Origin of the sequence: Rhodoferax sp. (assembly GCF_018780565.1) — a bacterium.
Taxonomy (GTDB): Bacteria; Pseudomonadota; Gammaproteobacteria; order Burkholderiales; family Burkholderiaceae_C; genus Rhodoferax.
Window position 1 is genome coordinate 576,396 of record NZ_JADMJN010000005.1, and the last position, 25,538, is coordinate 601,933.

The window sequence follows — 25,538 nt, forward strand, 5'->3', positions numbered from 1 at the left end:
GTGGCCAGGGGGCTGCGTTTGCCGCGCGCACCCTGACCCATCCCCAAAGCTTACGGGCATGTGATGGCATTCACGGAAGAAGGGAAAGTGGTTGCGGATCTGCAAGACCCTTGCGGGGCGTACCCGGAGACCACGGCGGCGACGGAGACGGCTGACAGGCTCTATGTCCAGAGCCTGCACGCCAGGGGATTGGGCTGGCTACCTAAGTAAGAAAACTCAGGGTTGTGCGGGGACGTCAGAGCCGGGCTCTGCGGCATCGGTAGTGTCATTCTCTTCGGGCGCGGCATCGTCAACTCCCTCACCAACTTTGCGCTCGGCCTTGTGCTTGAGCTTTTCTTCTTTTTTCTTCTTTTTCGCCAGCTCTTTCTGACGTTTTTCGTATCCGTAATTGGGTGTTGCCAAGGTATGCTTTCAGGTTGTTAGGGGCACTTTACCATTACCCGACCAGCGCCCGGCATGCTGAACGGAATTTTTGTTGCCTCAGGCCGGCTCCATCCTGGCGTTTTCATCCAACCAGCGCACGCAACCCCGGTAAGCATGCCAGCTTGCATGCCCCAGCCAGGGACCGACCACGAGCAGGCCCAGCCCCCAGGGAAGCAAGGCCAGCAACACCAGCAGCGTCAGTAAGGCACCCCAAAGCAGCATGACAGGCAAGTTGGAAAATACCACCTGCAAACTCGTAATGCCAGCCGAGATGGCATCGGTATCGCGGTCCAGAATCATGGGGATGGACACCACTGCGGTCGCAAACACCAGACCGGCAAAGAATCCACCCACAAGCAGGTAGACCGCCAGGAACTCCAGGTTTTGAAGATTGAAGACGGCCTGAATCACGCCCGTGGTGGATGGCATGCCTGTGTTGAAAAACACCGCAAATACAACCAGCGAGGCCCTGCCCCACAACAATTCAAGCACGATCAGCACCAGCACCAACATGCCCATGCTACCCAGGTGCTTGTCCCAGCAGGTCAAGGACGAGGTCATGTCTGGCGCTAAGCCCTGCTCCCGGCGGCGACTGACCTCGTACAAACCCATGGCCAGAAACGGCCCCACCAGCAAACAGCCTGAAGCGATCGAGATGGCGTACTCGGGCTTGCTGCGAAAGACTGCCCCCAACACCAGGGCCATGATCCAGAAACACACGCCGTAGAAAAAGCTGATGCCCTTCTCGGCCATCAAGTCCTGCCAACCACGTCCGAGCCAGCGAAACGGGGCCGAAAACCGCAGATCGACGATTTCTTTGGTGGGCGCCTCAACCGGCGGCGGCACGTAGGGAGCTGGAGATGAATTCATGGGCCACAGCCTATCGGAGACTGTCGCGCATGACAATTCAGGAAAACACTGACTCAGGTCAATGCTGCTTGCAATGCCTGACTCAGGTCAGACTGCAGATCGGCTGCAGCCTCAAGACCGACCGAAAAGCGCACCAGCGTCCCCTGCTTCAGGTGGCCAGGCCAAGTGCTGCGCATGGATGCAAGCTTGTAGGGTACGACCAGGCTTATGGGGCCACCCCAGCTGTAGCCAATTTTGAACAACTTTAGCGCGTCGCAAAAGGCATCGATCTGGCTCTGACTGTAGTGCGCCTGGAAAATCACACTCAGCAATCCGGCCGCGTGTCCGGGTCCACCCTGGCACACCTCGCGCCAATGTTCATGCCCCGGCGAATCCGGCAGGGCTGGATGCAGAACCTGTACAAACTCGCAGCGGGTTTGGCACCATTGGGCCAAGGTCCGAGTTGTCTCGTCGTGCGCCCGATAACGCAAGGCCAGGCTCGGCAAGCCTCGCAGTACCGCCTCGACATCGTTGGCGCCCACGCCAAAACCCATGCGCATGTGCGTCAGCTTGAGCTTCATATGCAAGGCCGCATCGCGCGTGATGACACTGCCCATAAGCACATCGCCACCACCACTGGGGTATTTGGTGAGGGCATGGACCGAGATGTCCACGCCCAGAGAAGGCTCGACACCCGGTAGCAGATCAAAGGGGGCAAAGGCGAGCCCTGCACCCCAGGTGTTGTCCAGTGCCGTCAGCACGCCACGCGCGCGGCAAATCCGCACCAACTCGCACAGATCCGGAAACTCCAGTGTCACCGAACCCGCCGCTTCCAGCCAGACCAGGCGTGTTTGCGAACTGATTTTCGCCGCCAGATCCTGCGGATTCAGGGGGTCGTAATACCGGTGGCTGATGCCCCAGCTCGTCAGCTCACCCTCGGCCAAAGCCTTGTTGGGACCATAGGCATTGTCAGGAATAAGCACCTCGTCGCCACTGCGCAGCAGCGACAACGCCACATTGGCGATGGCGGCCAGCCCGCTGGGCAACAGCACACATTGCAGCCCGCCTTCCAGCGTACACAGACGCTCTTCCAGGGTGTAGGTGGTCGGCGTACCGTGCAGGCCGTAGGTGTAAGCCGTCTTGTCCTTCCACTCGAAGTTGCGCATGGCGGCAACGCTGGGGAAGATGACGGTCGAGGCCTTGAACACCCCTGGTTGTGGCGCAGCAAAGCCCTCGGGTGGCGCGTACGGGTGATGAATCAGGGCTGTCGAACGCTCCTGCATGTTCAGCTCCGTTGTCAAACGCTCCACTTTTGGATCAGCTTCTCCGGCCGCATGGTGTCGTAACCTTCAAAGGGTTGATGAATCCAGGGATTGGTCGACAAAAATTCAACCGAATAGTCTGGCGTGCAAGTGGACATGGCCTTGGTCCAGATCACGGCACTGCGCAGCTCGGTGATGGGCGTGTAGTTGGCCCGGAGTTGCTGGATCACCGCGGTCAGCGTGTGCCCCGAGTCGGCCAGATCATCCACCAGCAGCACCTTGCCGGCAATCTCGCCTTTGGGGGTGGTGATGAAACGTGCAATGTCCAGCTCCCCCTTCACCGTACCACCGTCCGAGCGATACGAACTGGTGGACATGATGGCCAGCGGCTTGTCAAACACACGCGACAAGATATCGCCGGGACGCATGCCGCCACGGGCCAGACACAGAATGATGTCGAATTGCCAGCCCGATTGGTGAATCTTGATGGCCAGTTTTTCTATCAGGCTGTGGTACTCGTCGTAGCTCACATACAGATGTTTGCCGTCTTCGGTCAACATGAAGTTGCTCCTGAATTAGTAGCTATTAACGCAAGTAACACGAGGGCTACCGGAATATTTTATTCAATATTTGGGGATATCTGACGGTTCAATCAGCCAGATAGGGATGACGCATCATGATCGTGTGGTCACGGTCCGGGCTGGTCGACACCATGTGGATCGGAACGCCAGTGACTTGCTCGATGCGCTGCAGGTACAGACGTGCATTGGTCGGCAACTTGTCGTACTGGGTCACGCCCACTGTGCTGTCGCTCCAGCCTTCGATGGTTTCGTAGATCGGTTTGCAGCGCTCGATGTCATCAGCGCCCATGGGCAGGATGTCAATCAGCTCGCCATCGAGTTCGTAACCCGTACACAGCAGCAATTCCTTCAAACCATCCAGCACATCCAGTTTGGTGATGCACAGACCGGTCAAGCCATTGACCTGCGCCGAGCGCTTGAGCAGCGCCGCATCGAACCAGCCGCAGCGACGGCTGCGCCCGGTGGTGACACCTTTTTCGGCGCCGACCGTGCTCATGTGGTAGCCGGGTGTGCCCGGGGTCTCCCAATCCAGTTCCGTCGGGAACGGACCGCCGCCCACCCGTGTGCAATACGCCTTGGTAATGCCCAGGATGTAGTGCAACATGCCGGGGCCGACACCAGAACCCGCAGCCGCATTGCCAGCCACGCAGTTGCTTGACGTCACGTAGGGATAAGTGCCATGGTCCACATCCAGCAGCGTGCCCTGAGCACCTTCAAACAACAGGTTCGCACCCTTGAGGTTTGCTTCGTTGAGTTCACGCGAGACGTCGGCCATCATGGGCTTGAGCAACTCGGCATGGCGCATCGCCTCATCAAACACCGCCTGAAACTGCACTTTGCCGTCTGCCATATAGGGCGCAAGCGTTGGCCCAAAATCAAACGCTGCCGAACCCAGGTAGGTGGTCAGCACATGGTTGTGCAAATCCAGCAATTCACGCAGCTTGGACGCAAAGCGCTCGGGGTATTTGAGGTCCTGCACGCGCAATGCGCGGCGGGCAATCTTGTCTTCGTAGGCGGGGCCAATGCCACGTCCGGTGGTCCCAATCTTGGCGTTGCCGCCCTTCTCGCGCGCCGCTTCGCGGGCCACGTCCAGCGCCGCATGAAACGGCAAAATCAGCGGGCAGGCCTCGCTGATACGCAGGCGCGAACGCAACTCGATGCCGACCTTCTCCAGTCCTTCGATCTCCTCGAACAGCTTGGCGGCGGACAAGACAACACCGTTGCCGATGTAGCATTTCACGCCAGGACGCATGATGCCGCTGGGAATCAGATGCAACGCGGTCTTGACCCCATTGATCACCAGGGTGTGCCCTGCGTTGTGCCCCCCCTGGAAACGCACCACGCCTTGTGCGCTCTCGGTCAGCCAGTCGACCAGCTTGCCTTTGCCCTCGTCGCCCCATTGGGTACCCACGACAACAACGTTACGTCCTTTGGTTGCATTCATTTCAGTTATTTCTCAAATGGCTTTCACGACCCACTGCCCCGCGACCTGAATCAGCTCGCGATCGCAATGGAACTCATCAACTTCACTCTCATGGCCTGGCAAGGCACACACAACGGTTTCACCCTTGACGCGCAACGAGGCTATCGCCGTGCGCAAATCAGTCGCTTCACGCCACGGTGCGCGGATCGCCGCACGCAAGGGTGGCGCTGGCAGAACACCCACCAAGGCCTTCACGTCCAGACTGAAACCCGTGGCCGGACGGTTTCGGCCAAACACGGCGCCCACTTCGTCGTAACGACCACCCCGCACCAAGGCATCGCTGGCACCCTGGGCATAGATTGAGAACCGTGCACCGGTGTAATAGGCATAGCCGCGTAAATCGGCCAGATCGAAGGTCATCTGGGTACCCTCCAGATGGCTGGCAAACCACTTCAAATTTGATAGCGCTTCACGCACAGCGGGCATGGGGGGAAGCACTTTTTCAGCTTCAATCAGGACGCTTTTATCGCCATACAGTTGCACCAGCGCAAGAAGTGCCTGGCGGGAAGCTGACGGAAAATCCTGGGTCAGCACGGCGAGCTGGCTGCTGTCTTTGGCGGCCAGCGCCGCATGAAGCTGCGCCAGCAGGTCGCCTTCCAGCGATACGCCTTCCAGCAGCGCATTGACGATGCGGGCATCGGCCATATCCACGCTGGGCGACTGCACTTTGGCCACCTTGAGGCAATCCAGGGCCAATTGCAAGGTTTCAAGATCTGCCTCAAGCCCGGCATGGCCGTAGATTTCAGCGCCGAATTGCAGGGGCTCACGCGTGGCATGCGGGATGCCTGGACGGGTGTGCAACACCGGACCGCAGTAGCACAGGCGGGTGACCCCCTGTCGGTTGAGCAAATGCGCGTCGATACGGGCCACTTGGGGCGTGCTGTCGGCCCGCAAGCCCATCATGCGCCCCGAAAGTTGATCCACGAGCTTGAAGGTTTGCAGGTCAAGCGCTTTACCCGCACCCGTGAGCAAAGACTCAAGGTGTTCCAGCAAAGGCGGCATGACCAACTCGTAGCCATAGCATCGCGCCATGTCCAGCAAGTCTCGACGAAGTTCTTCGATGTGCCGCGCTTCGGACGGCAAGACATCGGCAATGTGATCCGGCAGGACCCAAGCAGACATGTGATTTTGGGGAGCTGTTAAAACGGTGATTTTACCGGGCTTGAGGCCCGGAAACTGTCAAAGCAGAAACCAAATCAACAAGAGCCCTGCAGATATGCTGCACATTCCGAAAAATCGAAGCTGTCCATCACTGAGTTGCAGGATCTGCAGGAACATCCGACGCCACCCGGAAGGAGACATCAACGGATAAAGGCCCTCGATCAGCAGAACGAGGGCCAAGGCCAACCAGAAAACTTCGCTGCTCAAGCGCTATTTTTTGGAAGAAGCAGGTCCTGTCGGACCCGCGTTGCCACGGAACACCTTGAAGAATTCAGAGGACGATGGATCCACCACCATGACATCGCTCTTCTTGCTGAAGCTGGCCTTGTAGGCATCCAGGCTGCGGTAAAACTGGGCAAACTGCGGATCGCGGCCAAAAGCCTCCGCATAAATGCGGGCAGCTTCAGCGTCACCTTCACCTTTGATCTTCTGGGCATCACGGTAAGCATTGGCCACCGTCACTTCACGTTGTCGATCCGCGTCAGCACGAATTTTTTCACCCTCAGCCGCGCCGGTCGAACGCAATTCATTGGCCACGCGCTTGCGCTCCGCCTCCATGCGCCGGTAAACCGACTCGGTGATGGCATCGACATAGTCAGCACGGGTAATACGCACGTCCACCACATCGACACCCCATGGCTTACTGCCTTTGACCTTATCCAGCACTTCGGCTTTGACGTCGGCCGTCAGCGCTTCACGCTTGGTCGCCAGCAACTCCTTGACGGTGCGTTTATTGATTTCTTCCTGGAAAGCATTGCGCACCACGCGGTTGAGCTGATTGGCACCGTCGGCCTCAGTCAGGCCCACATTGCGGATGTACTCAGTCGGCTCTGAAATGCGCCAGCGCACATACCAGTCGATCACCACACGTTGCTTTTCAGCGGTCAACATTGGCTCGGTATCACTGGTTTCCAGTGTCAGCAGACGCTTGTCAATGTAGGACACATTCTGAAACGGCGGCGGCAATTTGAAGTTCAAACCAGGTTCGGTAATAACCTCTTTGATTTGCCCCAAGGCATAGACCACGCCAAACTGCCGCTGGTCCACCACAAACAACATGGAACTCGCCAGAGCCAAAGCCACCAGCAAAGACGAAAAAATAAAACCTAGCCTGTTCATTGTGAGGGCTCCTTAGCGGGAATCGCGATCACGCGAACGGGATGCATCCCGGGTACGCGCATCAAGGGTTGATGCGGTGGGCGGGGTCGTCTGCGCTGCCGCAGCAGGCACTGCTGCAGTCGGGGTGTCAGCCGACGCGCCACCCGGACCCGTCATCTGGAGAACTTTGTCCAGCGGCAGGTACAAAAGGTTGGAGCCCTGTTTGGAATCCACCATCACCTTGGTCACGTTGCTGTAAATCTGTTGCATGGTGTCAAGGTACATCCGGTCCTTGGTCACCTGCGGTGCCTTCTGGTATTCCGTCAGCACTGACTTGAAGCGTTGCGCATCACCCTGAGCCTGCGCGACGATCTTCGCCTTGTAAGCGTCGGCCTCTTCTTTCAGCCGTGAAGCCGAACCGACTGCCCGTGGAACCACATCGTTGGCGTAGGCTTGCGCTTCGTTCTTGGCACGTTCGCGTTCCTGACCGGCTTTCAGCACATCGTCGAAAGCGGCCTGCACCTGCTCCGGCGGACGCACACCGCCCTGCTGCAAATTGATGCCAACCACTTCAATACCTACCTTGTAGCGATCCAGAATTTTCTGCATCAAAGCACGAACGCGAGGTGCAATCTGGTCGCGCTCTTCGGACAATGCACTGTCCATGCGCATCTTGCCCACCACTTCGCGAACGGCAGTTTCCGCCGCCTGAACCACGGCCTCACCGGGGTTCTTGCTCTCAAAAAGAAAAGCCCTGGCATCGCTCAGCCGGTACTGCACCGCGAACTTGATCTCGACAATGTTTTCGTCCTCGGTCAGCATGGCAGACTCACGCAGGCCCGTGGCCTTGATGACCGTGTCACGCCCCACATCCACCGATCGAATCTGGGTTACGAAAATCAACTCATGACGTTGGATCGGATACGGCAAACGCCAGTTGAAACCGGCCCCCACCGATGACTTGTACTTTCCAAATTGGGTGATGACGGCCTGCTGACCCTCTTGAACAATGAAGAACCCTGTGCCCAGCCAGATCAGCAAGACAACGCCGGCAATCAAACCAGCGCCGATACCTGCGCTCTTCATGTCGGGTTGAAATCCTCCAGGGCCATTTCCACCGCCCATTGAACCACCCGCCCCGCCCCGCCCCGCATTTTTCAAGCCCCCGAACAGGCCACCCAATTTGCGGTTCAAATCACGCCACAACTCGTCCAGATCGGGTGGCCCCTGGTTGGGGCCTTGTTTTTGCCCACGATCATTGCCGCTTTTGGAGGGAGTATCGGACGACCGGCCATCTGGAGACGCAGGCTCGCCTTTTTCGCCTTCAACCGGCTTGTCGTCATGGCGACCCCACCGAGGGTCATTCAGGTTGAACATTCCCCTGAACCGCTCGGACAAAACAGCCCAGCGAAAGGCGCTTAATTGAAGTTTCATCTCTTCTTCTCTTGTATATCAATACCGGATTGTGCCCAATCAGGGGACAGCCTCACCATTTTCAGGGGATTGCTCCCCCTGCACCTCTTGCGAAGCGCCCCCGGTCACGGTACGCGCCAAGTGCTGTCTCAGAGCCTGAAGGCCTTCGCCACTCTTTGAGCTTAAAAATATTCTCGGTGTCGCCACACCCGCCAAGTCAAAAGTATCTTCGAGCTGCAGGGGGCGTCGATCATTTTCAAGTGCATCAAGCTTATTAAACACCAGCAGCTGGGGAATCTCACCTGCTCCAATCTCCACCAGCACACGCTGCACCTCAGCGATCTGCTCAGGAAAATTGGGATTGGCCGCATCCACCACATGCAGAAGCAGATCGGCATCAACCGCTTCCTGCAGCGTGGCCTGAAATGCATCAATCAAACCGTGCGGCAAATCCCGAATAAATCCGACCGTATCGGAAAGTGAGACTGAGCGCCCCGCCTCGCCCAGATAGAGCTGACGGGTGGTTGTATCAAGAGTCGCGAAAAGTTGATCTGCCGCATAAGCCCGTGCTTTGACCAAGGCATTGAAAAGCGTGGACTTCCCAGCATTGGTGTACCCAACCAGGGAAATGTTGAAAGCATCGCGGCGTTCACGCTGGCGCCGTTGCGTCTGGCGCTGGCGTTTGACCTTGACCAGCCGTTCCTTGATCTTTTTGATGTTTTCGCCAATCATCCGGCGATCAAGCTCGATCTGGGTTTCACCAGGTCCGCCCCGCATGCCAATGCCCCCGCTCTGCCGTTCCAGATGGGACCACCTGCGAACCAGTCGGGTGCTGAGGTATTGCATCTTTGCAAGTTCAACCTGCAACTTGCCTTCATGGCTGCGCGCACGCTGACTGAAAATCTCAAGAATCAGGAGTGTACGGTCATTGACTGGCAGCTCCAGATGCCGCTCCAGATTACGCTGCTGCGCGGGACTCAGACTCTGATCAAAAAGAATCTCAACCGCACCCAACTGAGTCGCCATCAGCTTGATCTCGTCGGCTTTTCCGCTGCCGATAAACAATGCCGCATCAGGAGCCTTGCGTTTGCAGGTCACCCGGGCAACCGGATTCAGCCCGGCGCTTTGAGCCAGCAAACCCAGCTCTTCGAGTTCGCCATCAAAATTGGGGAGTCCAAAATCAACCCCGACCAGGATGGTTGGAGCCAATAGACGATCAGGCGGCGGCAGGCTGCTCACCCTCGCCGCTGGCAAAATTCACGGCACGTCCCGGCACAATGGTGGAAATAGCGTGTTTGTAAACCATTTGAGTGACCGTGTTGCGCAAGAGCACAACGTATTGATCAAAAGACTCGATTTGACCTTGCAGCTTGATGCCGTTAACCAAATAAATGGACACTGGCACGTGCTCTCGACGCAGCGCGTTGAGAAAAGGGTCTTGAAGTAACTGGCCTTTGTTGCTCACGATATTCTCCGTGTTCAAAAAATTATGAAGAGGGTGTCACGATACCACAGCAACGTCGGTTGTCACCAACGGAACACGCAATCCCCGAATTAAGTTATTGGTACTTTTGAAACTCAGCCAAGTCAATTCCCAGCCTTATCGGCATAAGGATTGCTTGATGTTTTCAATTCGATCCGCATGGGAGTTCCAACCAAATCAAACTCCTTGCGAAACCGCCCTTCCAGAAAGCGTTTGTACGCAGCAGTAACGTGTTCCAGCGAATTGCCATGGATCACGATCACAGGGGGGTTCATGCCGCCTTGGTGGGCGTAGCGCAGCTTGGGTCGGTACATGCCAGAGCGCTTGGGACTCTGAAACTGCACAGCTTCCAAAAGCAGGCGCGTCAAAACAGGCGTCGACATCTTGCAGTTTGCGGCCTTGTAGGCTTGCGCAATGGAGCCCCACAGCGGACCCAGACCCTGTCTTTTCGTTGCCGATATCAAATGCATAGTTGCAAACTTCAGAAACGGCAAGCGGGTTTCAATGGAGCGTTTGACGAGCTCCCTCTGATACTCGTCCACGGCATCCCATTTATTGACGGCCAGAACCACCGCTCGGCCATTTTCAAGAATGAAGCCAGCAATGTGAGCATCCTGATCGGTCACGCCTTGGGTCGCGTCAATCAAAAGCAACACGACATTGGAGGACTCAATGGCCTGCAAAGTTTTAACCACTGAAAATTTCTCAATGGCTTCAAACACTTTGCCCTTGCGGCGAAGTCCCGCTGTATCAACCAGCTCAAATTTTTGACCGTTGCGCTCGAAAGGTACGGAAATTGCGTCCCGAGTCGTCCCCGGCAAGTCAAACGCTACCAAGCGCTCTTCACCAAGCCACGTATTGATCAAGGTGGATTTTCCGACGTTGGGACGACCCGCAACGGCCAGCTTGATAACGCCTGGCTCCCGCAACTCCTCTTCATCATCAGGGTCTGCGAGATGGAGCGGCGCCAGCGCCAACTCCAGAAGCGTATTGATGCCCTGGCCGTGCGCAGCCGAAACGGGATGAACCTCGCCCAAACCCAGTTCAAAGAATTCGACCAGCTGGGCGCCAGCCGTCAATCCTTCGGCCTTGTTGGCGGCCAACACACATGGCTTGCCCAGACGACGAAGGTATTTGGCGATGTCATGATCCTGCGCCGATATGCCGTCCCGTGCATCCACGACAAAAACAACGACATCCGCTTCTGCGACGGCCTGCCGTGTTTGCTTTGCCATCTCTTTGAAAATACCGTTTGCAGCATCGGGCTCGAAACCACCGGTATCAATAACGATGAACTCGTGCTTACCCAGCTTCCCGTTGCCGTAATGACGATCCCGGGTCAGGCCAGCGAAATCTGCAACGATGGCATCACGGGATTTGGTCAGGCGATTGAAAAGCGTCGATTTACCAACATTGGGGCGGCCAACGAGGGCCAATACTGGTTTCATGACTTGGGGTCCGACATTAACATTTACTCTGGCTTGAAGCCGAAAACACCACCGTTGCGGGTAACGACCAGCAAGGTTCCGCCTGCCAGCACAGGGGCTGCAGCGACCGGTGAACCATCCGTGACCAGTCGCGTCAGCGCCGAGCCATCCTCGCGCGACAACAAATGAACCAGGCCTGTGTCATCCCCTACGACGACTGATCGTCCGATGATCAAAGGTGCGGTCAAACTGCGATACCGCAACCGCTCCGAAACCCATGCACGTTCACCATCCGCACGACGCCAGGCGATCAATTTACCATCGCTCTCAACCCCGAATACATGTTTGTCGTCACCATGTACGCCAACTGATCCGTTTGCTGCTTTGCTCCACAGCAGGGTACCTCGTGTCGTGTCAACACAGCCGACAGCGGCCTGAAAAGCACGAGCGCACACAACGCCGCCATCGCGACTGACACGCCCGACCACGTCAACCAGACGCTCAATGTCATTGGTGCCACGCGGCGTTGCGATGGGTGATTCCCAGCGAACCGAACCATTCGCAGGATTGATACCCACCAAACGCCCGGACAATCCAGCCACAAGCGTATCGCCGACTGCCAGCAAGGCTCCGCTCTGACGCAATACCAAGGCTTCACCTGGACGTTGTTGATTCCAAAGCTTGCGTCCTGAAGAGACATCAAAAGCAGTCACTGAACGATCGGCCCCAAGTAAAAAAACCCGTCCACCAGCCACCAGCGGCGCCGTAAAGCCCTGTGCCGCAAGCTTTTGACGCCAGCCCTCGCGCCCTGCATCCAAAACAACCAGTTCGTTGTCACGCGTCACCACGGCAGCAAATCGACCGTCACTTCCGACACCGGCTGCAATCGCCCCCCCCACATTGGTTCGCCACTGCTCTGCGCCAGATACGGCGTCAAACGAGGCAACGACCCCATCTGAACTGGCAACGACCACCGAATTGCCATTTACCCTGACATCGAGCGGAAAATCGACCAGGCCGATCTTGGAAGTCCAAGCCAATCGCACACCCAACAAGCCAGCGTTGGGCGCCAATTCAGCAGGTTTCGGTTTTTCCGGCCCGCTCGAACATGCAGACAGCACACTCAGAACCAAAGAAATCAAAGCCACTTTCGTGGCTATGGTGATCACAGAATTGAACTTCACTTTTTCCCTTCCGCCACTGCACCTGCGGATTTCGCCGTCGCCACGCCTTTGGCGACTTCACTGTCACCCAGAGGGTCAATGCCAAGCGAATTGAGTTTCACTTCTACCAGGCGACGATATTCGGTGCGCTCATCAAAACCCTTATAGGCCTTGCCATATTCAGCAAGCGCCTCCGCTTTTTTTCCCTGCAACAGCAGCACGTCACCCTTGCGATCCGCCACAAGCGCTTCAAAGTTGGTGGGAAAAGAAGCTGTCAACAGCTTCAATGCATCGTCATAAGCCTTGGCATCCATCAATATGGAAACCAAACGCAATCTCGCAATGGCCTGATAGCCGGCATCCGCAGACTTGTCGGCAACCCAACTCAGCGCCGCCTTGGCGGCGTCCATATTGCCACTGCTGTAATACTGCTTGGCCACCAGAAGACCGGCTTGCTGGGCATAAGCAGTCGATGAAAATTTGTCCTTCATGTCGGCAAAAACACGGTCAATCTTTGCTGCATCCGCCGACTTGACGGCACGCTCCACCTCGTCATACATGGCGGACGCCTGAGTTGCTTGGTTGCGCTGCCAATACTGGTAAAAATTCCAGCTTGCGAACGCTCCCAGAACAACAATCAGAGCCCAGGTAATAGCATTGCCGTATTGCTTCCAAAAATGCTTGATCTGGTCAAGTTGTTCTTGTTCTTCGAGATCTAGATGATTTGCCATGGAAATGTTCAGTTAAGTTCGCGATTGTAGGTTGGAGGCCCATTCGGCCACACAGGCGAGCGATTGGGTGACCTGTGCTCCACTGCCGTCACGCAAGGATTTGACAGTCACCAAGTTTTGAGCCACTTCATCAGCCCCAAAAATGAGTGCGAATTGAGCGCCACTGCCATCTGCCCGCTTAAATTGGGATTTCATGCTGCCCATACCTTCACCGGTACTTGTATGCATTTGAACACTTACGCCTGCAGCCCGTAGCGTTTGCAGCGTCTGCAGCACCAAAGGCAAGGACGAAGCGTCGGACACGATCGCATAGGCATCCAAAGGTGGCTCGATCGCAGCCAGTCCCTGCTCCCTGACAAGTTCGAGTACCCGGTCGACGCCGAGCGCCCATCCAACGGCCGGGGCAGGTTTTCCTCCCAACTGTTCAACGAGGTAGTCGTAGCGGCCACCAGCGCAAACAGTACCCTGCGAACCCAGCCGGTCTGTTACGAACTCAAACACTGTGAGGTTGTAGTAATCCATGCCCCGAACCAAGCGGGGATTGACGGTAAAGGCAACGCCATTGGCCGTCAGGATTGTCTTCAAGGTCTCAAAATGAGCCAGTGAAGCTTCACCCAAGTAGTCAATCGGTCTGGGAGCGGACTCCACTACGGCTTGCATGACAGGATTCTTGGTGTCGAGAATACGCAGTGGGTTGCTGTACAAGCGCCGTCGGGCGTCCTCATCGAGCGCATCCGGGTGTCGTTCAAAATGGTCAATCAGCGCTTGCCGATGCGTTAGACGTTCCTGTGGCTGTCCCAGACTGTTGATCTCAAGCCGGACGTCGGTCAAACCCAAATCCTTCCACAGCGCCACCGCCAACAGAATTAGCTCCGCGTCCACCTCGGCACCGGAGAACCCCAGTGCTTCGGCACCAATCTGGTCAAACTGACGATAGCGTCCTCTCTGTGGTCGCTCGTGGCGGAACATCGGGCCGATGTAATACAAGCGCTTGCCACCGTCATAAAGCATGGAATGCTCGACAACCGCCCGAACCACACCGGCGGTGGCTTCTGGGCGAAGCGTCAACGGGTCTCCATTGAGGCGGTCTTCGAAGGAGTACATCTCCTTCTCAACAATGTCCGTCACTTCACCCAGGCCGCGAATGAACAAGGGGGTTCGCTCAACGATAGGCGTACGAATGTTTCGATAGGCATACCGCGCCATCAAGGAGCGCACTTTGCCCTCAAGCCATTCAACCGCAGCAGAATCCGGGGGCAGGACATCGTTCATGCCCTTGACGCCAGTCAGTTTGACTGACTTCGTCACATTTTCTTTTTCACTCATGAATCACATCAGGCGCTTCGGTAACCACGCGGTTACCAAAGCGCTTCTCAATATAGTTTTCAACAATACTCTGAAACTCCTGAGCGATGTTCTCTCCGCGCAGGGTCAGGTGCTTTTCACCGTCAATAAACACTGGTGCGGCAGGTGCTTCGCCAGTGCCGGGCAAACTGATGCCAATATCCGCATGTTTGCTTTCACCGGGGCCATTCACGATACAACCCATCACGGCGACCTTGAGTTTTTCAACGCCAGGATATTTTTCACGCCACACCGGCATTTGTGCCCGCAGGAAATCTTCGATCTGCTTGGTCAGTTCCTGAAACGTCGTACTGGTCGTTCGTCCACAGCCAGGACAAGCCGTCACGCTGGGCACAAATGACCGGAGTTCCAGAGCCTGCAGGATCTCCGAAGCAATGACGACCTCCTGGGTCCGGGCTTCACCCGGCTGGGGGGTCAGCGATACCCGAATTGTGTCGCCAATACCCTCCTGCAGCAAAACAGACAGTGCAGCAGCCGAGGCAACCGTCCCCTTGGTCCCCATACCTGCCTCGGTCAATCCCAAGTGCAAAGGGTAATCGCAGCGCCGTGCAAGTTCGCGGTAAACTGCAATAAGGTCTCTAACGCCACTGACCTTGCATGACAGAATAATCTGGTTCTGACTCATGCCCATCTCGGAAGCACGGCGAGCTGACTCAATCGCCGATGTAATCAAGGCTTCGTACATAACCGGTTTGGCATCCCAGGGAACAGGTCGGCGACTGTTTTCATCCATCAAACCGGCCAACAAGTCCTGATCCAGACTACCCCAGTTCACGCCGATACGTATGGGTTTGTCCCAGCGCATGGCGGCCTCAATCATCAAACCAAACTGCTTGTCGCGCTTGTCACCTTTGCCGACGTTGCCCGGGTTGATCCGATATTTCGACAAAGCTTGCGCGCACGCAGGAAAATCTGTCAGGAGTCGGTGCCCGTTATAGTGAAAGTCACCGATTAGCGGGACATCAATCCCCATTCGATCCAGCTGTTCACGGACATGCGGTACCGCTTGCGCGGCCTCGGGCGTATTGACAGTCAGGCGCACCATCTCCGAACCCGCGAGCGCCAACTCCTTCACCTGAATGGCAGTGCCAATCACATCAACCGTATCGGTGTTGGTCATGGACTGAACACGCACAGGCGCATCGCCCCCCACAGTGACGATCCGTGAACCCCACACCACGCGAGCCTGTCTGGTTCGTCGTGCTATAGGGGTTGCAGTTTCAATCGGCAGAAAAGCGTCCACTACTTCACCTCGAAACGAGCTACATTGTCCTTGGCGACGCGCGTCAGATCGAAGAGTTTCCCACGCACCTGGACTTCCATGCTATCGGCCCGTCCCAACACGATCGACAGAGGCATCGCTCCCGAAGCGCCAATCACCTCGCCTTCAGCCATGATCTTGCGCACTTGCACCGCGCCACTGGCATCGACGACTTCAACCCACGACGAAGCGCGCGCCTTCAGAACGACCATTGCGCCACTCGACGCGGCGCCCGGAGTTGGCTTCAAGGCAGCGACGCTCGCGGACGCGGCAGGCGCTATCGCCACAGCACTCGCGGCCAAGGCCGGGGCATGAGGAACCTGCGCCACAGGTTCCATCAAATTGGACGGTAACGCTGGCGTCGGTGTTGGCACCACTGCAGGTGGCTCGATTAGCACCGGCGGAGTCACCGGGGCGAGAACAACCGGCGGCAAATCTGCCGTCGCAGACTTTGGAGCATTGTCCGCTTTGATATGTTCCGCAAAAGGGAAGAAAACCAACACGACCACACCAACCAGAAGCAATAAAACCGCCAATACGACTGGCTTTGAGAGTTGCTCCCAGAAAGGCAAGCCCGATACGTCGCCGGTTGCGCGAAACGGCGTGTTAATGCCAGACTCATCGGTCTTCAGACGTGGGGCCGCGTTGTGCGGCAGATTTTCCAAGATCGGGTTTGGATCAATCTTTAGGGTTCGGCAAACGCTGGAGGCCAAAGCACGAACAAAAACGGTGTCCGGCAACAGGTCAAAGCGATCGGTTTCAAGCGCTTCCAGCTTCTTGACCGGGACTTTCAGCGCAACTGCCAACGCGGCGATGTGCAGACCTGCAGCCTCACGTGCCTTGCGAAGCATCGCACCGCCGGATACCTTGACTGTTGCATCCTGACCCGGCACCAGTCCCTCGTTAGACAAACCCTCACTCATCAAAGGCTCCCCGCTGGAAAGAACCAGCCTCACTTGACTTTGGAAACCGCTTTTCCAATTGCGCGGCAAGTTGCAGCATGGCGTCGCGATTGTCCAGGCGACGCTCAACCTTGACACCAAGCCACAGCGATTCCGCATTGGCGAGTTCGCTGTTATTCAGGCGCCGCACATAGAACTGAGCCCGGACAAAGTCCCCTCGCTGATACAGCAAGGCCGCCAGGTTATAGGCTGTAATAGGGTTACCAGCATCGAATTCATATGACTTCACCAAACTGGCTTCAGCATCTGCCCGAAAGCCAGCCCTGACCTGACACAAGCCCTGGGCTCTGAATGTCTTGGCGCGTTCCCCATACTGAGGGTTGGCAAGCGCCTGTGTAAAAAGCTGCAGCGATTCAGGATACCTAGCTTGTTGGCACAACAACCAACCGAGGTTGTGCATGACGTTCGAATCCCGGGGATTGAGACTCAGCACTTTCCGGAAGCTCTCTTCGGCAAATCGAAAATCATTGAGCCGCATGTAGATCAGACCGCGCAAGTTGTAGGCCTCGGCATAGGTGGGATCTGCCGTAATGGATTGCTTCAGCTCATCAAGGGCGATCGTCGTTTGCCCCTGCTCAAAATATCCAACGGCCAACTCCAATCTGATACGGGCGCGTTTGCGCGCCTCAGGTTCATCGGAGTCGGTCACCATTTCTATTCTGTCACCTCCGGACCCATGCTCAGCCGATCGGGATGCACATCCTGAAATCCCTGTCACCGCTACAAGGATCAAAAAAGCGCCAAGCAATCCCTGCCGGTCCTGCAACCATCCTGTCACATCCATGTTCATGTCTCCTTGACTTGCTTGCTTGGTGCTGCTACAGGCTTCAGCATGATTGTTCGCTGGCGCGCCATTCGCTCACCAACGCCAGTACGATCCATGACGTCACCGGCCAATTGACCACACGCCGCATCGATATCGTCACCCCGTGTTTTTCGTATTGTCGTGACGATACCAGCATCGCTCAAAACCTTGGCGAAAATCTGGATTTTTTCCGTAGCTGACCGGTGCAAACCGGATTCCGGGAAAGGATTGAATGGAATCAGGTTGAACTTGCACCAGACACCCCCACGCGAATGGCGGCGAACAAGCTCGACCAGCTCCCGCGCATGCTCTGGCTGGTCGTTCACGCCATCCAACATGCAATACTCAAAAGTAACAAAGTCACGCGGTGCATGGGCCAAGTACCGGTTACAGGCATCCATCAGCTCAGCAATCGGGTACTTACGGTTCAGAGGAACCAGATTGTCGCGTAAGGCGTCGTTTGGCGCGTGCAGGGAAACCGCCAAGGCGACAGGACAATCCTGCGCCAGACGGTCAATCATGGGGACCACACCCGAAGTTGAAACCGTGACGCGCCGGCGGGACATGCCGTAGCCATGATCGTCCAGCATGACGCGCAATGCAGGAACCAGCTCAGCATAGTTTTGCAAGGGCTCACCCATCCCCATCATCACCACATTGGAGATGACGCGTTCGTCACGTTGCAGGTGTTTTCGCAAAAAGTGCTCGGCAAACCAAAGCTGCGCCACGATCTCACCCGTTGTCAGGTTTCGACTGAAGCCCTGGTGCCCTGTGGAACAGAAACGACAACCAACAGCACAACCCGCTTGCGATGAGATGCAAAGAGTGCCGCGATCTTCCTCTGGAATGAAAACTGCTTCAACCGCGTTTCCACCGCCCACATCAAACAGCCATTTGATGGTGCCGTCTGCAGAAATGTGCTGAGAAATGACATCCAGCGCCTTCACATGCGCCACATTCTTGAGTTTCTCTCGCAAGGACTTTGCAAGATCACTCATGTCATCAAAACTGGAGGCGCCCTTTTGGTGAATCCAGCGAAAAAGCTGAACAGCACGAAAGCGCTTCTCACCCAGCCGCTCACAAAAAGCAGTCAAACCCTCGAGATCGAAATCAAGCAGATTGGCGGTCATCGCTTCGGCGCGGCGCCGGGCTGCCCCAAGCGCACTACAGCCCCATTGAGGGGCAGCAAAACGCAGTGGGGCGTGTGGGCCATGTGTTAGCGGGAATACACGTTCATGCCGGCAAAGAAGAAGCTGATTTCCGCAGCAGCGGTCTCAGCAGCATCAGAGCCATGCACGGCATTGGCATCAATGCTATCGGCGAAGTCAGCACGGATGGTACCGGCCGCAGCCTTTTTCGGATCCGTCGCACCCATGAGGTCGCGATTCTTCAAAATGGCGTTCTCACCTTCCAGTGCTTGAATCATGACGGGGCCAGAGATCATGAAGCCCACGAGATCCTTGAAAAAAGGACGCTCTTTGTGAACGGCGTAAAAAGCCTCGGCCTCGCCACGCGACAGATGCACCATCTTGGAGGCAACCACTTTCAGACCAGCTGCTTCGAAGCGGGCGTAGATTTGGCCAATCACGTTTTTGGCAACTGCATCGGGCTTGATGATGGAGAGAGTACGTTCGATAGTCATGAGTTTTTCCTGAGCTTGAAGAATTAATTTCCACCCACTGGGCAAAGCTTTGTATTTTAACCTGCGTAGGAAGGAAATTGGGGGCGATAGAAAAATACCGGTGCACGCGCCTTAGCGCCCTCGCCCACCGCGCCGCTGACCGCCTCCACCCGAGGAGCCGCCACCGCGCCGTTGACCCTGATCCTGGCGCTGCCGCGTGAAGCTGTCGGCGCCGATGTAGCCAAAGGCCGTTTTCATGGGGTCTGGTTGATTTCCACCGGCTTGCCGATCACCTTGCTCACCCCGATTCTTGCGACCTTGTCCTGAGCCCGCAGAAAATCCCTGCCCGGAATCTCTTGCACCACCGCCTGCCGGAGCGCTACGCTGACCACTGCCCGAACTTCGGGGACCGCTCCCGCGCCTGCTGCGGGAGCGATTTTGCCCGGCCGCATCCTTGTCGGAGGCATCACGGCGTGGTGCATCCGGCCTTGCATCATCTCCGCCTTCACGGGAATTTCGCGTACCTGCAGCCTGCATCAATGCGCGAATATCGCCTTCATCCATCTCCATCCACGCACCACGCTTGAGACCACGGGGCAGCATCATGGCACCGTAGCGAATGCGGATCAGACGACTTACCGCATGACCCACAGCCTCAAACATCCGACGGACCTCCCGATTTCGCCCTTCAGATATGGTCACCCGATACCAGCAATTTGAGCCTTCTCCGCCACCTTCTTCCAGCGAACCAAACTGGGCAACGCCGTCATCGAGCTTGACACCCTCCAGCAATCTTTGCTTTTCGTCCTTGCTCAGCGCACCAAGAACCCGCACAGCATATTCGCGCTCCAACCCAAAACGCGGATGCATCAAATTGTTCGCCAACTCGCCGGAACTGGTGAATAGCAGTAATCCCTCCGTATTCAGGTCAAGACGTCCAACTGATTGCCATTTGCCCTGATATAACTTTGGCAGCCTGCGAAATACCGTGGGACGATTCTGCGGGTCATCATGCGTCACAACTTCGCCAACCGGCTTGTGGTAGGCAATGACGCGTGCTGGTGGTGCGTCAATCCGAAACCTGATCGGCTTGCCATTGACTTTCACGTGGTCGCCGAATTGAATGCGCTGTCCGATGTGGGCCGGCTCGTTGTTAACCGTGATCCGGCCTTCCATGATCAGTTGCTCCATCTCCAGACGCGATCCCATGCCCGCCTGAGCAAGAACCTTGTGCAACTTGGGGGTTTCAGCCATGGGCGCCAGCACCCGTTTGAGCGGAGCCGTGTCGGCGCTTTCCTCATCCACATCGAACTGACCAGAAACCACGTCATCAAACCGGATTCCCGCCATGGCGGATTCCTGCCGCTGGTCGCGTGCTGGCGGCATCCGTGGCGTCACGTCAGGTTTTGATTCTTCGCTTCCGATCAACTCTGCCCGGGCCTCAACCATTTCATTGCCGACCTGGCTGCCGTCCTGCTGAGCAGGCTCGGCGGACATCGGGTCCGGCGAACCGGGATTGTTTTCGTTCATGGTTGGGTTCCCGTCAAGAAAAATAAATCATCACCAGAATTGCCATCACCGGTAGCTTCGACTGGTGCCGAGACTTCACTCTCGCTGTCGTTGTTCGTTATGAGCGCCTGGGCACTATCCGCATCGGCCTGATAGGTCAACTCACTGGCATTCAGAGCGTCCATGACCTCAATCTGTTGCGCTGGCGTTTCCAGCAGAGGCAACTGATCCAAAGACTCCAGCCCCAAATCATCCAGGAAATGCTTGGTGGTCGCGAACAGTGCCGGTCGCCCTATTGCTTCCCGGTGTCCAATCACCTCAACCCAGCCCCGATCTTCCAATTGCTTGAGCAGAAGCGAATTTACCGTCACACCCCGTATGTCCTCTATGTCACCCCGCGTCACGGGCTGTCGGTAGGCAATGATGGCCAGGGTCTCCAGGGTCGCGCGGGTATAGCGAGGCGGCTTCTCGGGATGCAGCCGGTCCAGGTATTCCCTCATTTCTGGTCGGCTCTGAAAACGCCAGCCGGTTGCCACGCAGACCAACTCAACCCCGCGCTGCGCCCAATCCAGCTGAAGCTCCTGCAACATGAGCTTGATCGTGTCCAAGCCCAAGCCGTCGTCAAACAGCGCACGCAGTTCGCGCACCTGCAAGGGTTGCTGGGAGCAAATCAAGGCGGTTTCTAGTACGCGCTTGGCATCCGCCGTATTCATGGTCATGCGGTTCCGGGAAGGGCACCATCACGGTGCAAAATCAGTACGATTCGTTGGGGCGCAGCAGGCGGATTGAAAAATTCGCAGTGCGTACCCTGACTGTATGTCAGGGTGCTGGTTTTTACGCCATAGTTGTTTCATTGTAACTGAGACCCCACTCAGCCAGCGCATGACTCAAATCATCGGGCAATGGCGCCCGAAAAACCATGGACTGCCCCGTCACCGGGTGCATCAGGGCTAGACGATAAGCATGCAGAGCCTGTCGCTGCATGCCGGCGGCATTGCTGCCGCCATACAGCGCATCGGCCACAAGCGGGTGGCCAATCCACGCCATATGAACTCGAATTTGATGAGTTCGGCCAGTGTGCAGGGTGCAACGAACCAGGCAGCCGTGGTCGCAGCTTTGAAGAAGCTCAATATCCGTTCTTGCGAGTTTCCCCGGATTTTTGTCCATGTCCACTACAGCCATTCGCAGCCGGTTTCTTGGATCCCGGCCTATGGGCTCACTGACTTCACGAACGCCCTTGCCGACCCACGGGTGATGGGCAAGCGCAACATACTGACGACCAACCTGGCGAGCGGCGATAGATCGAACCAAGGCATCCATCACGGGTCGTGTGCGAGCCACCACCATCAAACCACTGGTGTCTTTGTCCAGGCGATGAACAATTCCGGCACGCGGCAGGTTCACTGCCTGCGGGTCATGAGCCAACAAGCCATTTAGCAAAGTGCCGCTCCAGTTGCCCGGGGCGGGATGAACGACCAGGCCAACGGGCTTGTTGAGCACCATGAGATACTCATCTTCATAGATCAGGGACAGCGGCATGATCTCCGGCTTGAACGCCTGGCTCTGCGGCGTGGGTCGCAGTTCAACGCTACCGACATCCGCCGCCTTGATACGCGCCGAAGGTTTTCGCACCACCCGGCCGTTGACCTTTACCCCCTCCAGGTCAATCAATTGCTGCAAATAACTGCGGGAAAACTCCGGGACCAAGGCGACCAGCGCCTGGTCAAGCCGCATGCCATGCTGGGTCTCGCTGAAAACAAGGTCGCGCAACTCCAGCTCCGGCCCCGTATCGGCCCGGTCGTCCAGATCTTCGCTATCAAGACCACTCGATATAATCAACTCGGAATTTTTCAAGAAAGTTGTCCCTCATGCTTCGAGCCAAATTATCGGTTGTCTGCGCCTGGGCACTAACAGGCGCAGCTTTGCTGTTGACCGGGTGTTCATCCATCACCGAAGACAAGACTACGGCATGGAGCCCCAACAAGATCTACGCGGAAGCCAAGGATGAGTTGAGCGCTGGCGGTTACGACAAGGCCGTCACTCTGCTGGAAAAGCTTGAAGGTCGTGCCGCTGGCACACCGCTGGCACAGCAGGCACAGCTTGACAAGGCATACGCCCAGTACAAGGCTGGCGAGGCAGCGCAGGCCATTGCAACGCTGGACAGATTCATCAAACTGCACCCGGCCAGTCCTGCACTGGACTACGCCCTGTACCTCAAAGGCATCATCAACTTCAATGATGACCTAGGCATGTTCTCGTTTATCACTCGCCAGGATCTGGCGGAACGGGACCAGAAGGCCGCCAAGGAGTCCTTTGAATCGTTCAAGGAGTTGGTGACCCGCTTTCCGGCATCCCGCTATACACCGGACGCGACACTGCGCATGAACTACATTGTCAACTCGCTGGCGCAATACGAGGTTCATGTGGCACGTTATTACTACAGCCGGGGCGCCTACGTGGCAGCGATCAACCGGGCTCAGATCGCGGTGTCGGACTACCAAGGGGTTCCCGCCATTGAAGAGGCGCTGTTTATCGTGATGCAATCGTATGATGCGCTGGGAATGGCACAGTTGCGCGACGATGCCAAACGGGTACTGACAAAAAACTTTCCTCAGACCGAGTACCTGACACGCGGCTTCAAAACAACGTCGGATCCGTGGTGGAAGGTCTGGTAAGGGCGTCGAGTGCCTCGTTCCATTCTTCTTTCGAGTTTATTTTTCGCATCGGCGGCATGGCCGCAATCAGTTTGCGCCCGTAGCCCATAAGGGCCAGTCGCGTATCACAGACAACCAAAATGCCGCGATCGGTTTCGCGTCGAATCAACCGGCCGGAGCCTTGCTTGAGTGCGATGGCAGCTTCGGCCATGAAATAGTCTTTAAAGACACTGCGTCCCATCGCTTCCAGGCGCTTGGCCCGCGCCTCTACCAAAGGATCGTTGGGTGGCGGAAACGGCAGCTTGTCGATCACAAGCAGTTGAAGCGCATCGCCGGCCACATCCACACCTTCCCAAAAGGAGGCTGATGCAACCAGTATGCAGCCAGCCTGACCACCAAACCCACCCTGGCGAAATCGATCCATCAGTTCACGCTTTGGCTTTTGACCCTGCACAAGGATTTCAAGAGAATGGGTATCCGTCAAATGCCGTTTCAATGCTTCGCTGATGGTGTTCAGGGCACGTAGCGTGGTGGTCAAAACCAGTGTTCGGCCACCAATGACCGTGGCCGCACCCGCAACAAATTCTGCGACTTGCTCGCTATGCCCGGGATCACTTGGCCTGGGCAAATGTTGCGGTACATAGAAGGCGGCTTGACGTGCATAGTCAAAGGGGCTGCCAACCCTCAAGACTTCTGCCGCCTCCAGGCCACAAGGTTCGGTAAACCAGCGGAGCTGACTGTCATCACCCAGGGTTGCGGAGGTGAACACCCATGACTTCCTGGAGCCATCTTCCTTCATGGGCTGAAGCAGGCGGGCCTGAACCGTTTGCGCAATATCCAGCGGAGACTCGACCAGCCTGAGTTGCGTTCCAACGTCCAGCCAGCGCACCGAATCAACATTGCAGGCGCTCGAAAACAAATCAAGTCCATTGATGAAAGCATGGCAGCGTTCACCCAGCCGCGCCAGGTCAGGGTCCACTTCGCCGAGACCGTCCAGCGCGGCCACTGCACAGGCGCACGCCTGGCGAAGTGCGCCCAAGGCATCGCTCCAGGCAGCCGGATTGATTTGCTCGGGTGCAAGCTCCACCCAGCGCAACTTGGTGCCGGGATAAACCTGTCCCACAACCATACGCAAGTCTCGCGCAGCGTGTTCGATGTTCGAGGCCATCTGCTGCCAATCGGCGAATCCACGAGCATGCTGCAAGCCACCCGCCAGCAGGTCGCGGGCAAAATCCAGCAACTGGCCAGTCGTCATTTGCCGCCCCAGAAGCTGGACGCCAGTTTCATTCAGTTGATGGGCCTCGTCAAAGACAACGGTCTGAACAGAGGGAAGCAATTCGGCCATTCCCGATTCACGAACCGCCAAATCGGCAAAAAACAGGTGGTGATTGACCACCACCACATCGGCGGCCAAAGCCGCGCGGCGGGCTTGGTTGACATGGCAAACGCGAAACTGGGGACATTGCGCACCCAGGCAGTTCTCCCGGGAAGACGTTACAAGCGCCATCACAGGCGAGCGCTCATCGAGTCCCGGCATCTCTGCAAGATCACCCGTTTGGGTCTGCTGCGCCCATGACTCGATTTTGGCCAAAGCGTGCCAATGGGAACGCTCGGGAGAACTTGTGTTGTGCCGCGCCAGCCCCAAACGGTGCTGGCACAAATAACTGCTCCGGCCTTTGAGCAAGGCGGTTCGCACCGGCAAGCCCAAAACCTTGATCAGCAAGGGAAGGTCACGCCCAAACAGCTGGTCCTGCAAAGTTTTTGTTGCCGTTGAAATCAGCGCCCGTGTGCCGCTCAGCAGAACAGGGACAAGGTACGAAAACGTCTTGCCGATTCCGGTTCCGGCCTCCACCACCAGCGCGCCCCCATCATCGATCGTGCGAGCAATCGCCACAGCCATCTCCGTTTGCCCATCCCGGGGCACGAATTCATCGAGCGTGCGCGACAACAGACCGCCATCTGCGAAGGTCTCGCGAACGTGGTGCTGCAAACTCATTCGTCAGGCTGGCTCGTCGGGCGTGAGGGTTCGTTCAATTCGTGCAATTTCGTCGCGCAGGCCGAGCCGCCTCTTTTTCAGGCGCCGCATCAACAGCTCGTCTATCGGACTCACGTGGGCAGCACGATCAATCATGGCGTCGAGGTCGCCATGCTCCATGCGCAACTCAATCAATCGACGTTCGGGAGAGTGAAGGTTGGAATCCAAGGCGTCCGTAAGGGAAAGTAAGCAAATCAATCAAGCTGGATTGATTCATCAGTTGGCTCGATAATACGACTTTCGAATACCTAC

Annotated in this window: 26 protein-coding genes and 1 pseudogene; 2 read left to right on the forward strand and 25 right to left on the reverse strand. The window is 56.8% G+C overall.

The window, feature by feature from the left end:
* Positions 1 to 12 precede the first annotated feature (12 nt).
* Positions 13 to 210: pseudogene (locus tag IV109_RS10135) on the forward strand (SMP-30/gluconolactonase/LRE family protein); the annotation flags it as partial.
* Positions 211 to 216: 6 nt separating this feature from the next.
* On the opposite strand, the gene IV109_RS10140 reads toward IV109_RS10135, so the two are convergent.
* The 23 genes from IV109_RS10140 to IV109_RS10250 all read right to left on the reverse strand — a co-directional run bounded on the left by IV109_RS10140 (position 217) and on the right by IV109_RS10250 (position 22,436).
* The gene (locus tag IV109_RS10140) at positions 217 to 402 is read right to left on the reverse strand and encodes a hypothetical protein (RefSeq protein ID WP_296695539.1); all 186 of its coding nucleotides are present in this window, start codon (positions 400 to 402) and stop codon (positions 217 to 219) included.
* A gap of 78 nt (positions 403 to 480) precedes the next feature.
* Entirely contained in the window at positions 481 to 1,293 is an 813-nt protein-coding gene (locus tag IV109_RS10145; RefSeq protein ID WP_296695542.1) for a DUF2189 domain-containing protein, read from the reverse strand.
* 53 nt (positions 1,294 to 1,346) lie between these two features.
* A complete protein-coding gene (locus tag IV109_RS10150) occupies positions 1,347 to 2,555 on the reverse strand; it encodes a PLP-dependent transferase (RefSeq protein WP_296695545.1) in 1,209 nt (402 codons plus the stop codon).
* Between the two features lie 14 nt (positions 2,556 to 2,569).
* Positions 2,570 to 3,094 (reverse strand): phosphoribosyltransferase family protein, encoded by a 525-nt coding sequence (locus tag IV109_RS10155; RefSeq protein ID WP_296695549.1) that lies wholly within the window; start codon positions 3,092 to 3,094, stop codon positions 2,570 to 2,572.
* Positions 3,095 to 3,182: 88 nt separating this feature from the next.
* A complete protein-coding gene (locus IV109_RS10160) occupies positions 3,183 to 4,559 on the reverse strand; it encodes an adenylosuccinate synthase (RefSeq protein ID WP_296695554.1) in 1,377 nt (458 codons plus the stop codon).
* Between the two features lie 12 nt (positions 4,560 to 4,571).
* The gene (locus IV109_RS10165) at positions 4,572 to 5,720 is read right to left on the reverse strand and encodes an ATP phosphoribosyltransferase regulatory subunit (RefSeq protein ID WP_296695558.1); all 1,149 of its coding nucleotides are present in this window, start codon (positions 5,718 to 5,720) and stop codon (positions 4,572 to 4,574) included.
* 57 nt (positions 5,721 to 5,777) lie between these two features.
* Positions 5,778 to 5,966, reverse strand: a complete 189-nt coding sequence (locus IV109_RS10170) for a DUF2065 domain-containing protein (RefSeq protein ID WP_296695562.1) — start codon at positions 5,964 to 5,966, stop codon at positions 5,778 to 5,780.
* A 3-nt stretch (positions 5,967 to 5,969) separates the two neighbouring features.
* Positions 5,970 to 6,878: a protease modulator HflC gene (hflC, locus tag IV109_RS10175; RefSeq protein ID WP_296695564.1), complete on the reverse strand. Its 909-nt coding sequence runs from the start codon at positions 6,876 to 6,878 to the stop codon at positions 5,970 to 5,972.
* 12 nt (positions 6,879 to 6,890) lie between these two features.
* The gene (gene hflK, locus IV109_RS10180; protein WP_296695567.1) at positions 6,891 to 8,291 is read right to left on the reverse strand and encodes an FtsH protease activity modulator HflK; all 1,401 of its coding nucleotides are present in this window, start codon (positions 8,289 to 8,291) and stop codon (positions 6,891 to 6,893) included.
* Positions 8,292 to 8,330: 39 nt separating this feature from the next.
* Positions 8,331 to 9,479: a GTPase HflX gene (hflX, locus tag IV109_RS10185; RefSeq protein ID WP_296695570.1), complete on the reverse strand. Its 1,149-nt coding sequence runs from the start codon at positions 9,477 to 9,479 to the stop codon at positions 8,331 to 8,333.
* Positions 9,480 to 9,486: 7 nt separating this feature from the next.
* Positions 9,487 to 9,753 carry an RNA chaperone Hfq gene (hfq, locus tag IV109_RS10190; RefSeq protein WP_296695575.1) on the reverse strand — a complete coding sequence of 89 codons (267 nt, stop codon included), beginning with the start codon at positions 9,751 to 9,753 and terminating at the stop codon, positions 9,487 to 9,489.
* A 104-nt stretch (positions 9,754 to 9,857) separates the two neighbouring features.
* Positions 9,858 to 11,201, reverse strand: a complete 1,344-nt coding sequence (der, locus tag IV109_RS10195; RefSeq protein WP_296695579.1) for a ribosome biogenesis GTPase Der — start codon at positions 11,199 to 11,201, stop codon at positions 9,858 to 9,860.
* 23 nt (positions 11,202 to 11,224) lie between these two features.
* Entirely contained in the window at positions 11,225 to 12,364 is a 1,140-nt protein-coding gene (gene bamB, locus IV109_RS10200) for an outer membrane protein assembly factor BamB (RefSeq protein ID WP_296695583.1), read from the reverse strand.
* Positions 12,361 to 13,074: a tetratricopeptide repeat protein gene (locus tag IV109_RS10205; protein ID WP_296695587.1), complete on the reverse strand. Its 714-nt coding sequence runs from the start codon at positions 13,072 to 13,074 to the stop codon at positions 12,361 to 12,363. The genes bamB and IV109_RS10205 overlap by 4 nt, the downstream gene beginning before the upstream one ends.
* A 12-nt stretch (positions 13,075 to 13,086) precedes the next feature.
* Positions 13,087 to 14,400, reverse strand: a complete 1,314-nt coding sequence (hisS, locus tag IV109_RS10210) for a histidine--tRNA ligase (RefSeq protein WP_296695591.1) — start codon at positions 14,398 to 14,400, stop codon at positions 13,087 to 13,089.
* Positions 14,393 to 15,670: a flavodoxin-dependent (E)-4-hydroxy-3-methylbut-2-enyl-diphosphate synthase gene (gene ispG / locus IV109_RS10215; RefSeq protein ID WP_296695762.1), complete on the reverse strand. Its 1,278-nt coding sequence runs from the start codon at positions 15,668 to 15,670 to the stop codon at positions 14,393 to 14,395. The genes hisS and ispG overlap by 8 nt, the downstream gene beginning before the upstream one ends.
* 11 nt (positions 15,671 to 15,681) lie before the next feature.
* Positions 15,682 to 16,623 (reverse strand): helix-turn-helix domain-containing protein, encoded by a 942-nt coding sequence (locus IV109_RS10220; protein ID WP_296695594.1) that lies wholly within the window; start codon positions 16,621 to 16,623, stop codon positions 15,682 to 15,684.
* Positions 16,616 to 17,452, reverse strand: coding sequence for a type IV pilus biogenesis/stability protein PilW (gene pilW, locus IV109_RS10225; protein WP_296695597.1), 837 nt, complete (start codon positions 17,450 to 17,452; stop codon positions 16,616 to 16,618). The genes IV109_RS10220 and pilW overlap by 8 nt, the downstream gene beginning before the upstream one ends.
* Positions 17,449 to 18,597, reverse strand: coding sequence for a 23S rRNA (adenine(2503)-C(2))-methyltransferase RlmN (gene rlmN, locus IV109_RS10230; RefSeq protein ID WP_296695600.1), 1,149 nt, complete (start codon positions 18,595 to 18,597; stop codon positions 17,449 to 17,451). Before rlmN ends, pilW begins: the two co-directional genes overlap by 4 nt.
* Positions 18,598 to 18,683: 86 nt before the next feature.
* Positions 18,684 to 19,109: a nucleoside-diphosphate kinase gene (gene ndk, locus IV109_RS10235; RefSeq protein ID WP_296695603.1), complete on the reverse strand. Its 426-nt coding sequence runs from the start codon at positions 19,107 to 19,109 to the stop codon at positions 18,684 to 18,686.
* 111 nt (positions 19,110 to 19,220) lie between these two features.
* Positions 19,221 to 20,618, reverse strand: coding sequence for a pseudouridine synthase (locus IV109_RS10240; RefSeq protein ID WP_296695604.1), 1,398 nt, complete (start codon positions 20,616 to 20,618; stop codon positions 19,221 to 19,223).
* A complete protein-coding gene (scpB, locus tag IV109_RS10245; RefSeq protein WP_296695766.1) occupies positions 20,615 to 21,310 on the reverse strand; it encodes an SMC-Scp complex subunit ScpB in 696 nt (231 codons plus the stop codon). The genes IV109_RS10240 and scpB overlap by 4 nt, the downstream gene beginning before the upstream one ends.
* A gap of 121 nt (positions 21,311 to 21,431) precedes the next feature.
* On the reverse strand, positions 21,432 to 22,436 hold the full coding sequence (locus tag IV109_RS10250) for an RluA family pseudouridine synthase (protein ID WP_296695606.1): 1,005 nt from the start codon (positions 22,434 to 22,436) through the stop codon (positions 21,432 to 21,434).
* Positions 22,437 to 22,465: 29 nt separating this feature from the next.
* Between IV109_RS10250 and IV109_RS10255 the strand changes: the two genes are divergently transcribed.
* On the forward strand, positions 22,466 to 23,272 hold the full coding sequence (locus IV109_RS10255) for an outer membrane protein assembly factor BamD (RefSeq protein ID WP_296695609.1): 807 nt from the start codon (positions 22,466 to 22,468) through the stop codon (positions 23,270 to 23,272).
* Here IV109_RS10255 and IV109_RS10260 read toward each other — a convergent pair.
* Both IV109_RS10260 and IV109_RS10265 read right to left on the reverse strand, forming a co-directional pair.
* Positions 23,235 to 25,247 carry an ATP-dependent DNA helicase gene (locus IV109_RS10260; RefSeq protein WP_296695612.1) on the reverse strand — a complete coding sequence of 671 codons (2,013 nt, stop codon included), beginning with the start codon at positions 25,245 to 25,247 and terminating at the stop codon, positions 23,235 to 23,237. The genes IV109_RS10255 and IV109_RS10260 overlap by 38 nt on opposite strands.
* Before the next feature lie 3 nt (positions 25,248 to 25,250).
* Positions 25,251 to 25,454: a YdcH family protein gene (locus IV109_RS10265; RefSeq protein WP_296695616.1), complete on the reverse strand. Its 204-nt coding sequence runs from the start codon at positions 25,452 to 25,454 to the stop codon at positions 25,251 to 25,253.
* Positions 25,455 to 25,538 lie beyond the last annotated feature (84 nt).